This window comes from Protofrankia sp. Cr1 (assembly GCF_963555865.1).
GTDB lineage: Bacteria > Actinomycetota > Actinomycetes > Frankiales > Frankiaceae > Protofrankia.
Genome location: NZ_CAUVXO010000007.1, coordinates 25,111 through 38,425 on the forward strand (window position 1 = coordinate 25,111; position 13,315 = coordinate 38,425).

General features: G+C 67.8%; 8 protein-coding genes. 4 read left to right on the top strand and 4 right to left on the bottom strand.

The window, feature by feature from the left end; all coding sequences use genetic code 11:
- The 4 genes from U9980_RS01780 to U9980_RS01795 all read right to left on the bottom strand — a co-directional run.
- On the bottom strand, positions 1–3,307 hold a 3,307-nt coding region (locus U9980_RS01780; protein WP_416210114.1), incomplete at its 3' end, for an error-prone DNA polymerase.
- Positions 3,255–4,787, bottom strand: a complete 1,533-nt coding sequence (locus U9980_RS01785; protein WP_416210115.1) for a DNA polymerase Y family protein — start codon at positions 4,785–4,787, stop codon at positions 3,255–3,257. The genes U9980_RS01785 and U9980_RS01780, both read right to left, overlap by 53 nt.
- A 14-nt stretch (positions 4,788–4,801) precedes the next feature.
- Positions 4,802–5,551: a hypothetical protein gene (locus U9980_RS01790; protein WP_322766401.1), complete on the bottom strand. Its 750-nt coding sequence runs from the start codon at positions 5,549–5,551 to the stop codon at positions 4,802–4,804.
- Between the two features lie 8 nt (positions 5,552–5,559).
- Entirely contained in the window at positions 5,560–6,081 is a 522-nt protein-coding gene (locus tag U9980_RS01795; RefSeq protein WP_322766402.1) for an SAV_6107 family HEPN domain-containing protein, read from the bottom strand.
- 433 nt (positions 6,082–6,514) lie between these two features.
- On the opposite strand from U9980_RS01795, the gene U9980_RS01800 reads away from it, so the two are divergent.
- The 4 genes from U9980_RS01800 to U9980_RS01815 form a co-directional block, all read left to right on the top strand.
- Complete coding sequence (locus tag U9980_RS01800; RefSeq protein WP_322766403.1) at positions 6,515–6,991, top strand: hypothetical protein; 477 nt, start codon at positions 6,515–6,517, stop codon at positions 6,989–6,991.
- A gap of 438 nt (positions 6,992–7,429) precedes the next feature.
- Positions 7,430–11,341 carry an AfsR/SARP family transcriptional regulator gene (locus U9980_RS01805; RefSeq protein WP_322766404.1) on the top strand — a complete coding sequence of 1,304 codons (3,912 nt, stop codon included), beginning with the start codon at positions 7,430–7,432 and terminating at the stop codon, positions 11,339–11,341.
- A gap of 53 nt (positions 11,342–11,394) precedes the next feature.
- A complete protein-coding gene (locus U9980_RS01810) occupies positions 11,395–12,156 on the top strand; it encodes a spheroidene monooxygenase (RefSeq protein ID WP_322766405.1) in 762 nt (253 codons plus the stop codon).
- Between the two features lie 301 nt (positions 12,157–12,457).
- Positions 12,458–13,315 (top strand): NAD(P)-dependent oxidoreductase (locus U9980_RS01815; RefSeq protein ID WP_322766406.1); only part of this gene is annotated, 858 nt, incomplete at its 3' end.

Here is a 13,315-nt window from a genome sequence, read left to right on the forward strand (position 1 = left end):
CCGAAGTCCCCGGATCGTTCGTGGGGATCGCCAGCGCCAAGCGATCCAAACGCTCGGCGATGACGTTCACCACATCCTCGGCCTTCTCCAGCCGTCCCCGTACTATCAGCGCCGGCGCGGTCCTGGCCACCCGGCGGTAGCGCACCCAGGCGCCATGGGAACAGATGATGTTCACCATTCCGGTCTCGTCCTCCAGGTTGAGAAATATCGTGCCACCAGCGGTCTCCGGTCGTTGTCTGTGTGTCACCACACCGGCGACGAGAACCCGGGTGCCCGCCTCCGCCGCACGCACCAACACTGCGGACAGGACGCCCAGCGCGTCCAGACGATCACGGATGAACTGCGTGGGATAGCTGTCCGGCGTGATCCCGGTCGCCCACAGATCGGCCATCGCCCGCTCAAGCCCGTTCATACCCGGCAAAAAGGGTGCGACCGTCGCCACAGCCGTACCGATCTCAGTGCCCTCAAGCCGATCCGGACGGGCCTGCGCAACTGCCCCGGCGGCCCACAGCGCCTCACGTCGAGCCAGCCCGAAGCAGTCGAACGCTCCGGCTGTGGCCAACGCCTCCACCTGAGCGGCGCTGATCCCGCTCCGGCGAACCACGTCGGACATGCTGACGAACGGATCTCCGGCGCGGCGCTCGGCGACGATGCGTTCGGCCGTCGTGGACCGAACCTGCCGGATCCCGGCAAGGCCCAGCCGAACCGCCGGCTGGTCCGCAACCAGCCGCGGATCGCCTACAGGCCCGCCGCTGTCGCGGGCACTCACCGCCCCACCCTGAGCGGACGTTCCTTCCAGCGTAGCCCCGGCCAGCGACAGGTTGACGTCGGGACCGTGGATCACGACCCCATGGCGACGGGCGTCCGCGACCAGGCTCTGCGGCGAGTAGAACCCCATCGGCTGCGCGTTCAACAGCGCCGCGCAGAAGGCCGCAGGATAGTAGAGCTTCACCCATGAACTGGCGTAGACGAGGAAGGCGAAACTTACCGAATGGCTTTCCGGGAATCCGAAGTCGGCAAATGCGGCGATCTTGTCGTAGATATCCTCCGCGGTCCGGCCGGTAACACCGTTCGCAGCCATGCCTTCATACATCCTGGCCCGGAGGCGTTCGATGCGTTCCGACGCTCTTTTCGACCCCATCGCCCGCCGCAGCTGGTCGGCCTCGGCCGGCGAGAAGCCGGCGATATCGATCGCCATCTGCATGAGCTGTTCCTGAAAAATCGGTATACCGAGGGTCTTCGCCAGGCAGCGGCGCAGCAGTGGATGCGGATAGGTGATCTCCTCGGCGCCGTTACGGCGGCGGATGTAGGGATGGACCGCGCCGCCCTGGATCGGACCAGGCCGAATCAGCGCGACCTCGACCACGAGATCGTAGAAACGACGTGGGCGCAGCCGCGGCAACGTCGCCATCTGGGCCCGACTCTCGACCTGGAAAACCCCGACGGAATCGGCCGCGCAGAGCATGTCGTAGACCGCGGGATCCTCCGGTGGGATCGATGTGAGGTCGAGTGCCCGGCCGTGATGATCACGAATGAGATCGAACACGCCGTGCAGCATGGACAACATACCGAGACCCAACAGGTCGAACTTGACCAGCCCGGCCGCCGCACAGTCGTCCTTGTCCCACTGGATTACCGTTCGCCCGGGCATTCGAGCCCACTCCACGGGCACGACCTCGGCCACCGGACGATCGCAGATGACCATTCCGCCGGAATGGATACCCAGGTGCCGGGGGAAACCCAGGAGCTGCCTGGTCAGATTCATGACCTCCATCGGAATTTCATGATCATAAGATGATTCCGGTGAAGACCGCGGTGAACCGTTTCGTTCCGGCAGTGACCCCCAACGATCAAGCTGCTTCGACCAGGCGTCCTGCTGTCCCTGGGAGTAGCCCAACGCGCGGGCGACGTCGCGGACGGCCGACCGCGGGCGGTAGCTGATGACGTTCGCGACCTGGGCAGCCCGATCCCGGCCGTAACGCTGGAAGACATACTGGATGACTTCCTCCCGACGGCCGGATTCGATGTCGATGTCGATGTCCGGCGGACCGTCCCGCTCCGGCGCGAGGAAACGCTCGAACAGCAGGCCGAACGACACCGCGTCCACATTGGTGATACCCAGCGCGTAGCAGACCGCGGAATTCGCCGCCGAGCCCCGCCCCTGGCACAGGATGTTGTTGTCCCGGCAGAAGACAACGATATTGTGGACAATCAGGAAGTAACCGGGAAAGCCCAGGGATTCAATCAGGTCAAGCTCGTGGTCGAGCTGCGCATAGGCACCAGCGACCCGTTCCCGGTGGCGCGGGCCGTACCGGCGCGCGGCTCCGTCCTCGGTGAGTGCCCGAAGCCGGACCGCCTCGCTCTCCCCCGCAGCCAGCGGAAAGTCCGGCAGCCTGGGTGCGATCAGCGTCAGATCGAAAGCGAGTTCCGCGCCGAGTTGGGCCGCCTGTCGCACCGCTCCGGGAAATCGCGCGAAACGTACCGCCATCTCCGCCGGAGACCTCAGGTGAGCCCCAGCCGCGGCCGGCAGCCAGCCGTCCAGGTCATCAAGGCTGCACCGGGCCCGCACAGCCGCCAGCGCCGCCGCCAGCCGGGATCCGGCCGGGGTTGCGTAATGCACGTTGTTCGTGGCGACGAGCCTGCACCCGTACGCCGTGGCGATGCTCGCGAGCGCGTCGTTGCGGTCGCCGTCATGCGGATTATCATGATCCCACAGTTCGACGGCTACGTTGTCCCGGCCGAACAACGCCGTCAGCGTGTCCAACGCGCCCCGAGCCGCCTGCGGGCCGGCCGAGACCAGCGCGCGGGGGACACTGCCCTTGCGGCATCCGGTGAGCACCTGCCAGTGCCCGCCTGCCCAGGCCGCGAGAGCCTCGAGCTCGACGGCCAGCCGGCCTTTCCCGCCCCCGGCCAGATGCGCGTCCGATACCGCCCGGCACAGCCTCCGGTACCCCTCGGGACCACGCGCCAGGACGAGCAGATGCTCCCCCGCCGGGTCCGCGGTACCGTCGCGCGGCGCTCCCGGCCCAAGGGATATCTCGGCACCGAACAAGGTCGGCAGACCCGCCGCGGCTGCCGCCTCGGCGAAGCGAACCACTCCATACATCCCGTTGTGATCGGTGATGGCAAGCCCGGAAAGCCCGAGCCGCACCGCCTCCGTGACCAGATCCTCCGGTTGACTGGCGCCATCGAGGAAGCTGAACGCCGAATGACAGTGCAACTCCGCGTAGAGGGTCCCGCCGGCTGAGGTCCTGTCAGTCATAGGTGGCCTCAACCCACCAACGGCTGTTCTCCAGAGCAAGCAGATGAGCGGAACCGTCGGCGACCGTGACCTGGAAACGCGCCCGGCGTCGCGCTGCCGGGTCCCACCAACGCTCGTCGGCGGGCCATGGTCCGGCCCATGCGGTCACCCGTACCTGCGGCCTGCCGTCAACCGCCAGCCAGGCGGGTGCCGCGGTCACGACGCAACGTCCGCTCACCCCGACCGCAGCGCCGGCGTCGTCCACGACCACGGCCGGTACCGGCCGGGACGGAACAGTAGCCGGCGCCGGTGCGGGAAGCCGCCCAGGCCATGGCAGGTCAACACCGACTGGAGCGCGAGGTTCTCCCCACGGCACCAACCGGACCCGCTCCGCGGGACCGCGGCCACCGCCGAGCACGGCGGTGACCACCGCGTCCGGACCGAGCATGCCCTGAACCCGGCTGATGGCTCGCGCCACCCGGTCGGCCCCGACCCCGGCTTCCCCCCACAGCCCGAGCTGGCGGCCGTCTGCGCGGACGAGCTGGTCGGGAACGATGCGGAGCAGGACGATACCGGCACTCGGCGCGACCCCGCCGGTCGCCTCGGCACAACCGACGCCTCCCGACAGCCATCCTTCAAGCTGCCAGCGCACCCGTTCGGCGATGGCAACGGCGGACAGCGGACCGTCATGCCGCCAGACACGTCGCGTCCGCTCGCCGTGTTCGGTCTGCGCCTCAACGACTATCCGCGTGCAGGCGAGACCTGCCGTCACGAGCCGGTCATGCACCTGTTCGGCGAGTCTCCTGGCCGCGAAGACCACGAACTCGACCCGGTCAGCGGGTGGGTCGACTTCGGTACTGACGGCAAGATCGGGTGGCATATGACATGGAGCAAGCGGACGGTGGTCCTGCCCCCGGGCAAGCCGGTGGGCGAACGCTCCGTCCGGCCCGAAGCGGGCGATGACGTCGTCGGGAGGCAGCGCGGCAAAATGACCAAGGGTCGGCAGACCCAGCCGACGCAGGAGGTCCGCGAGTTCTGGGCGCCTGAGCGTCTCGACGGGCAACGAAGCGAGAAAATCCCGGCTTGCGTCCGGTTTGACAATCACATTCCGGTGGGCGGCGAGCACGGCGACGAACGGCCCGTCCGCGACACCTACCCCGCATGCGAGGCCACCAGCCCCGGACACCGCGCCATGCACGGCACGGGCCACGGCCGCGTCTCCACCGAAGTAACGCGTGGCCCCGCCGGATGCGACCACACACTCGCCCGGACGGACCACCTCAACCCCGGGTACCACGGACTCGACCGCGGCGATGACCGGCTCGAACACACGGGCATCCCTGCCGGGGTCGTCAGGCAGAACCACCAGGCTCGGACACCGGGCCTGGGCCTCCCGGCGACGCAGACCCGGGCGCACCCCGAACGACCGGGCCGCCTGTGTACAGGCCAGAACCTGGTGAGCCGCCACCACCACGGCGGGGACGTCAGCCGCGACCCCGGCCGCGACAAGCGGCCAGTCCGGGCAGCAGACGGCCAGTACGCGCATCTTCGGTGCCGATGTCACGCGGCTCCTTCCGAAACCACATCCGCCGAACGCCGCGGCACCCCGATCAGCGTCTGATGTTCGTCGGCTATCCGACGCCCTGCGGAGACAGGAACACGAACGGGAGCAGGAATGACCCGCTCCATCGCCGGCAGCAGCAGATGAGCCTGGCAAGGACGGTCCGCGCCACGACGTCCCCACGCATGCACCAGAACGCAGGACACCCGCAGAGACCCGTGCCCCTGCCCCAGGCCTTCCCACCTCATGTCAGTCACGGAAAGCCGAATGTCGGCTCCCTCCCATTCCCCCGCTACGACGAGCAGGGCGCCCCGCTCTCTAGCGCGTGCCGTCAGCCGCCGCGCATCCGCACCGCGTACATGCTCGGGTGGACGGACCACCACCACATCCAGCGCGTCGAGGAAGGCTGCCGTCACCGCCTGCCACCGCTGGCCCGGCTCCGGCACAAGAACAAAACGGTCCAGCACGATCCCGGCATCGGCCGCCGCCACCACACCGAGCGAGGCAAAGCCCACCATCGCGCACCACACCCCGGCCTGTGAGGGCACGCCGAGCACTGCCAGAAGAAAAGATGTTGATCCACTCACCGCGACTGTCGACCCACGTCGAAGCCCAGCCGCTGGCAGCATCGACGCGAGTGCGGGCGCTACCGGCAGCAGCCGGTGGCCGGTAGCCCCGACCCGACGCGTATGTGGGGCGTCGGCATTCACGATCTTCTGGAGATCGGCCAGGGTAGCCGTCTTGGTCAAAGCGGCCTTCAGCCTCGGGACAGTCTGGCTGACCCGACAAGCATGGCCGGCAGCGCCGGCTGTGACGGCAGGCCCAACGTTGTTTCCACCACCGTGAGAAAGGTTTCAACCTGGCGGACCAGGTCATCGGCATCGCGGGTATCGACCACCGGCAGACCCGCCTGCGCCGCCGCCCGCCTGGCGGCACCGGATGCGAAGAACTGCGCCCACTCCGTCAGTTCAGGTGCCACCATCGCAAGCAGCCGCCAGGCACTCGCCGGCCGACCACGATGACCGGGACGGGCCTGAGCCCGATCGGCGAGGACAGCCGCGGCAGCACGCAGCGCCGCCAGATGGGCCAGGGCGTACCGCTCCCCGGGAAGCTGGGCCAGGCTTGCCTCGTCAAGGCCGTGACGCGCGGCCAAGAGCAGCTCGTCGCGGGAACGGCGGGGCAGCCCCGCGGCCGGGAGCGCCGTTCGAACGTCAGGACGCTCCCGCGTCAGAGCAGACACGGAAAATGTAGCGCGTTGGTCAACAGTCCGCCGGCTCATGACCGCCCCTTCCATGTGTCGAACGCATGTTCGATCACTGGAAGAAGTAAACCTCACCCGAGCCAGATCCGTCAACATCGTCGGCCGCAGCGGACCACCCAGGGCGCAGGGCGACGCCCCCCACCCGAAGCGGCTACGAACGCGCTCCCGATCGCAGTCCTTCGGGCCGATGAAGGGGTCGTTCCGTACGCGGCACGACAGGCCGACCGCTGTCAGAGCGCGGACCGGGCGGTGCTTCGCATACCCGGACCTCAGCAATCCGGGCCTCCGGCGGCGCGGAAGAACCACGATCGCGCCGCCTTTGGCCCCACGGCGCCCCAGCAACCTGGGCCTCCGGCGGCGCGGAAGAACCACGATCGCGCCGCCTTTGGCCCCACGGCGCCCCAGCAACCTGGGCCTCCGGCGGCGCGGAAGAACCACGATCGCGCCGCCTTTGGCCCTTCAGGAGCAGAAACCAACCCAGGGTCAGCAGAACCAACGGATCGTGGATACCCCCGCGCCGACGACGATCATCGTCCACGAGCACCAGCGCCGTGCAGTCGCGCGCGAACCGGATGAGACCGCCGCCGTATCTGCTCAGAAAGCCGCATTCAAAGACGGACCCACGGGGAACGACCCAACGCACCGCGCGGGTACCAGGAAGTTCGACCATGCCGCCGCCACCGCGCCGCGCCGGCCGAAAGGCAGCCAGCGGAATACACGTCACGGGATCGAACACCCGTATCCCCGGGCCATCAAGATCGGCTTCCAGCGCCAGTGGCCGACCGGCAACCATCAACTCAACCCGGCGGCGGTCATCCCAGTCCGCGAGAATCGCGGCAACGCGGCTGTCATCCGCGACGAGCATGACCCAGCCCAGCCTACCGTCGACGACATCCAGGGCCACCTCATGCAGAAGTCCCGGCTGTAGCATCCCCTTCGTCGATGTGTCCATGATGATCGGCACACCTTCCTGTTGTTCCTTCGGCCCCGCACGAACAGGCCTGTATGGAACAAGCGAAGCAGGCAGCCATCAACCAGTCGTACACACACGCTCACAGCGAAAATTGACGCTCCGTTGATGGTAACGTGGAATCGGCGGCAGGACCCACACGAGCCGAAAGCGAAAGAACCCGCGATACTTTGCACGGTAGCAGTCGTCCACCCGACTCGACCCAGGGACGCGAAGTGGTTGCCACAGTGGCGCACACGACGCACGCTGTACCAGTAGGCCAAAGGCAGCACGATCGTCGCCCTCGCCAAAGTCGCCGGCGACATGGCCGTGTCGCCGGCAGCCCGAAGAAGCGCGGACCCGCAAGCGGGTATCGCCAGATACCGTAGCCGGACGGGATCAGCGCGAGAAGGTCACATGCCGAACGAAGAGAACCTGCATTTCGCAATCCTGGGGCCCACCGAGGTCACCCGTGACGGCAATGGGATCGTCCTTGGCGGAAAACAGCGGAAAGTGCTACTCACGGTCCTGCTGTTGAACATCGGTCAGATCGTCACAACCCGTCAGCTGATCGATACGGTCTGGGACGGCGCTCCCCCGGACGGGGCGTCGGCGACCTTACGGACACACATCAGCGAGCTGCGCCGCCGACTCGACCCGACCGAACGCAACCGCCTCCTCGTCCGCAACGGCCCGGGATACGCACTTCGGGTCAGTCCCGAACAGGTCGACGCCACCCAGGCTCACGCCCTACTCGATCAGGGTCGCCGCGCCGTCGAGGACGGGGATCCGGTCGCCGCGATCGCCCCGTTACAGGCAGCCCAGGGCCTGTGGCGCGGTCAGCCACTCGCCGACGTCGCCGAGTACTCCTTTGCCACCGCCCATATCCAGCGCCTTGATGAACTGCACCGCGACGTCCTGCGGACGCGGATCTCCGCGGACCTCTCGCTCGGTCGCCACCGGGAGATCATCGGCGACCTTCGGGCACTGGTCACCCAGTACCCGCGCGACGACGCACTGCGCAGAGATCTCATCATCGCCCTGTACCGGGCCAACCGGTCCGACGATGCCACGCAGGCATGCCGCGAAGGGCTCGAGGCCCTGCATTCCCACGGTCTGGACGCAACTCCGCTACGCCGCCTGCAGGAGGACCTCCTGCGGGGATCGGCCAGCTTGGACTGGACGCCACCACGCGCGCTGGAACGCCCGACGAGACCGACGCCACCGAGCCTCGGGGTCTACCAGCTTCCGCCGGATGTCGAGGACTTCACCGGCCGCGACAGCATCCGGACCAGGATCCTCACCGCGCTGACCGACCCGGACGCCCTGGCCAAAAGCACCGTCATCGTAGCCATCGCCGGCAAGCCCGGAGCAGGTAAGACCGCACTGGCAGTCCACTTGGCCCACCAGGTTCGCGAGCACTTCCCCGACACGAGCCTGTTCTTCGACCTGCGGGGCAACATGCAGTCTCCATTGGAGCCGACCCGGGTACTGACCCGGCTCGTCCAGGCACTTGGAGTGACCAGAACGGCGGTGCCCACCGACCCAGACGATCTTGTGGAGATGTACCACGGCCTTCTCGTCAATCAACGCATGATAATCGTCCTGGACAATGCCGCCAACGAGGCTCAGATCCGGCGGTTACTGCCCACCACTCCCGGTTGTGCGGTCATCGTCACCAGCCGCTCCCGACTGCACAGCCTGGACGCCTATCACCGGACAATCGACGTCCTGCACCCCACCGAAGCCGTCGCGCTGCTGGCGAAACTCACCGGTGACCAGCGGGTCGAGGCCGAACCCGAGGCCGTCCGCGACATCGCCGGGCTCTGTGGCTATTTGCCGATGGCACTCAAGATCGCCGGCCGCAAGATCGCCGCTCACCCACACTGGCGCCTGGCCCGCGTCGCCGGCCGACTCGCCAGTGAACGTGACCGGTTGTCCTGGCTGGAACTGGGTGACCTCGAGGTCCGAGCCAGCTTCGCACTGAGCTACGATGGTCGGCCGGAGGACGAACGCCAGGCCTTCCGACTGCTCGCCCTCCCCAACGTCGTCGACTTCGCGCCCTGGGCCGCGGCGGCCCTGCTCGGCATCGGCGGCGACGAGGCCGAGGACGTCCTTGACCGCCTCGCCGACGCCCAGCTCCTGGAACGACGTGGTCCCGACCAGACCGGGCAGACCCGATACCGTTTCCACGACCTGATGCGGGTATTCGCGCGGGAACGCCAGACCGGCCAGCGGCAACGCGATGAGGCTTCTCCTCGCACTGCCGGCAGCCCGGCGGATCGCATTGCCGGCAGCCCGGCGGAGCATGACGACACCGCTGGGGCCGCCACAGAGCCGGTCGGCCCAGAGCCGGTGAACACCGCCCATGACGATCTGCGCACCTCCCTGACCAGGCTGCTCTCGGCGTACCTGACCGTCGTCGACCGAGCCACCGCGGCCTTCTCACCCGGTGGGCCGCGCACGACCGACAACCCGGTTGCGCCCGGTGCGCCGGCAGACGAGATCGACACCGTCTCCGCCCTGCTCGCGGGGCCACTGGTCTGGTTCGGTATCGAACGCGTCAACCTTCATCTCCTGATCGAGCAGGCGGCCACGCTGAAGCTCGACGAGATGACGTGGCGGCTGGCCGCGGCGGCCACCCGGTTCTACGAATTCAACGGCCATTGGGACGACTGGGATCAGACACACAGCCAGGGCCTGACGGCGGCCCGCCGGGCGGGCGACCCGCTCGCTGAAGCCACCATGTTGTGCAGTCTCGGCGACCGGGACATCGTCCTCGCCTTCGAGGAGGCGTCCTGGCGTCTGGGCGCCCCTGGCACCGACCCGGACAGCCAGCCCGCGATCAACGCGAACGGCGCGGCACGCGATCACCTCGACCTCGCCACCGAACGGTTCACCCGCAGCCTTGAGATCTTCACCGCTCTTGATCATATTTATGGCGAAGCGCGCAGTCTGCACGGGCTCGCCGACGCCTGCCGCGGCAAGGGCCAGTACGATGAGGCTGCGCAGTTCTTCGACCGGGCGCTGCAGCTGTTCCGCCAGTCCAACAGCCCGGCCGCGGAGGCCGAAACGCTGGTGTGCCTGGCCATGTGCCACGGCAACCGCAAGGAACTCTCCGAGGCCATCACCTGCCTGTCGATGAGCCTGACGATCGCGCGGGATCTCGACAATCGGCCGCTGGAGGCGTACGCACGGCGCCGCCTCGGCGACCTCCACCGCAGCCAGACGCGACTGGACCGCGCCCTCGCCGCGTACAACGACTCCCTGACCCTGCTCGCGGCCCTGCCGGATCCGCTGTGGGAGCCGCGCATCCTGATCAGCCGCGGGGACATGCTCGCGCGGATGGACGACCTTCCCAGCGCTCGGCGATCCTGGCAGCAGGGCATCAACCTGCTACGCAAGACCGGCTCCGCGGAACTCGCCGTCGCGGAGCAACGACTGTCCTCGACCGCACCGGTCAAGCCCGCCCAGTTCGGCGCCGGCCGGCTGCTCGGCGGATTCGACCCCGCCTACTTCATCAGCCGCGCCGCCGCCAGCCGGCGGATCGTGCGGGTCCTCAACACGTGGACCGACCTGGTCGCCCCCCAGCATGAGCCGGGGTTCGCAACGGCCGTGGGCAGCGCGCTGGACGGCGGTGCACTGGTGCAGATCCTCCTGCTCGACCCGGACTCGCGTGCCGCCGCGCAACGAGAGGAAGATCTAAGCCGCAGCGTCAACGTCCCTGACACGATCAGAATTAACCTGCGCCGGCTCGACGCCATCCGAACGGGTCTGGACCCGCACCTGCGGCACCGGATGTCCGTGCGTGTCTACAGTGAGCAACCACTGACGAGTTACCACCGGTGGGACAACGGGGCCATCGTGTCGACGTATCCGGTTGGTCGCTCCTCGGCGGCTTCCACCCAGCATGAGACGACGGTCGACTCCACCCTCGTCCAGTTCATCGAGCAGCGCTTCGACAGCCTGTGGGGCCCGGAGGTCAGCACCGGGCTTGACGACTATCTGGGGCTACCGCTGCTGATCGATTCGCGAACGGACGGCTCGTCTGCGCTCACCGTGCAATACGTGCGGATCGAAGACTCGGTCTACGTGGCCGATGACACGTTGGCCCGGCTGGTCCGCGACAGCGGCCCGGACGGCGTTCTCACGCAGGTCGCCGGGTCTGGCCGTCATCCCCTGCTGACGTTGGGGAGATGCCGTGCGCTGCTCTGTCGCGACGACGCCTCCCGTCTCCGCGTGTTCTTCGCCCAGAAGTACGGGACGGAACACGACGGCGTGCTGCGCTTGTCACCGCTGCGATCGGTGGGCCCCACGATACGGTTGTGACCGTGGGACGCGGCGGCGAAACCGGTGAAGCTGCGGCACAGAGCTGCCCGCTGGTGACTGTCGACCTGTGGGGGGTGCATCCCCGTCATGTCCCACACGCAGTCGCGAGAATGGCGCTGGACCGCCGGCACCTGCGGCGCACGACCGGCGTCGTCTTCGCCCGATCGCTCGGCACCGGACGCGGCCAGACCTTCGGCCTGCGCGACGCCGACGTGCTGCGCTGGGGTCTGCTGACCGTCTGGGCTTCCGCGCGCGAGGCGGCCGCGTTCGAACGGTCCGCCATGATCGGCGCATGGTCTGCAATCGCACACGAACGGTGGCGAGCTGAGCTCCACCCGCTGTCGTCCCGCGGGAGGTGGGCCCGCCAGCGTCCGTTCGGCGATCCGGTGACGCAGCCTGCGGGTCTGACGCACCCGGCGGATCCGATTGCGGCGATCACCAGAGCCAGGCTGTCGCTGCGGCGGGCACCCGCCTTCTGGCGCGCGGTGCCGCCGGTGGCCGAGGACCTCGCCCGATGCGAGGGCCTGCGGTTCGCGGTGGGGATCGGCGAGGCACCACTCGGCCTGCTGGGAACGTTCAGCGTCTGGGACGATGCCGAGGCATTGTGCCGGTTCGCCTACGGCAGCCCGGCCCATGCCGATGTCGTTCGCCGCACTGTCGACGGCGGCTGGTACAAGGAAGAGCTCTTTGCGCGTTTCGCCGTTCTACGTACCCACGGAACAGTTAACGGCCGTGACCCGCTGGCACGATCCGAACAGGGGCCCGAACCTGGCGGATCAGTTTCACCGATCCGGCAGCAACCGCGAAAAACCTGATCATGGTTTATCCCGCGTGCTCGGAGGCCCCACGGTAGCCGGGACGAAAATTCCCGACCCCCGCCATCCGATCATGACGGACGAGTCGGGTCGACAGTGGCGTCGGTCACCAAAAGATCCACACCGTTAACCAACCATTGAAGATCATACGGCACGCTGGAAGTTATGCCGAGCGCAGATCTTCACCACGAGCCGGACCGCGACGCACGCCACTACAAGGACCCTTCATTACACACGAGACCATAAACATGCCTTCCGGTAGCCGTGTTTCACTTGAGATTGTTAGCCGAAGGAAACAGGAATGTCTACACCCGCCGAGTCCGGCGTATGCGTCTACTCTCACCAGCTGCATGACACCCGCCGGGTCCTCATCGCGACCGGGGTGAGCGAACCCACCCGGCTGTCCCTGACCTCGCTTCCGACGGTGTACCTGCGAGCGGACCTCGCAGCCACCCCGTCCGCGCTGCCCGAGGCGCTGTCGACGTTGCGACCCCACACCCTGATCGTTGGCGCGAACACCGTGGACGCGGCCGCAATAGCCGCCTGGACCGCGGCGGTTCATGCCCAGGAAGATCCTAATGGACTTCTGATCGTTCGCCGTGGCACCTCACTCGCGGCCATCGACCGTGACTGCGCAGCCGCCCATGGCATCACGGTCGTCAACACTCCCGAGGTCAACGCTCGCCATATCGCCCGTTTCGTCGTCAACGCGCTGCTCATCGATGAACCTGACCCCCACCTGGATCCCGGCACGGTGACCGTGGGCCTGATCGGCGCCGGCGCGATCAACGGGCGAGTCGCGCAGGCCGCCGCAGCCCGAGGTCATCGGATTCTCGTTCACACACCGTCCCTGACCGCCGACCCACAGGCGCGGGTCAACTGGCTGTCCGCGCACGCGCTGGCGGACGCGACCGTCACCTTCGCCCCCAACGTCGCCACCGTTTTCGCCGGCTCCGACCTGCTCAGCATCGCCGTGCCGCTGACCACCAGCGGTCTGCACCCGACCGACGGACTCGTCGGCACCGACCACGTCAAGGCATTCGCCGGCACCCGGATCGTGGCGATCTGCGAGCCGGAGGTTCTCATCGAAGACGCGATCATGCACGCCTACTCCAGACGCGAGCTGACGGTTGTCATCGACAATGCGCCCGGGCTGGTC

Coding starts and splice junctions, on each gene's coding strand:
- U9980_RS01785 (WP_416210115.1), bottom strand. CDS start 4,787: ATGCGCGTACTGGCCGTCTGCTGCCCGGACTGGCCGCTTGTCGCGGCC.
- U9980_RS01795 (WP_322766402.1), bottom strand. CDS start 6,081: ATGAGCCGGCGGACTGTTGACCAACGCGCTACATTTTCCGTGTCTGCT.
- U9980_RS01805 (WP_322766404.1), top strand. CDS start 7,430: ATGCCGAACGAAGAGAACCTGCATTTCGCAATCCTGGGGCCCACCGAG.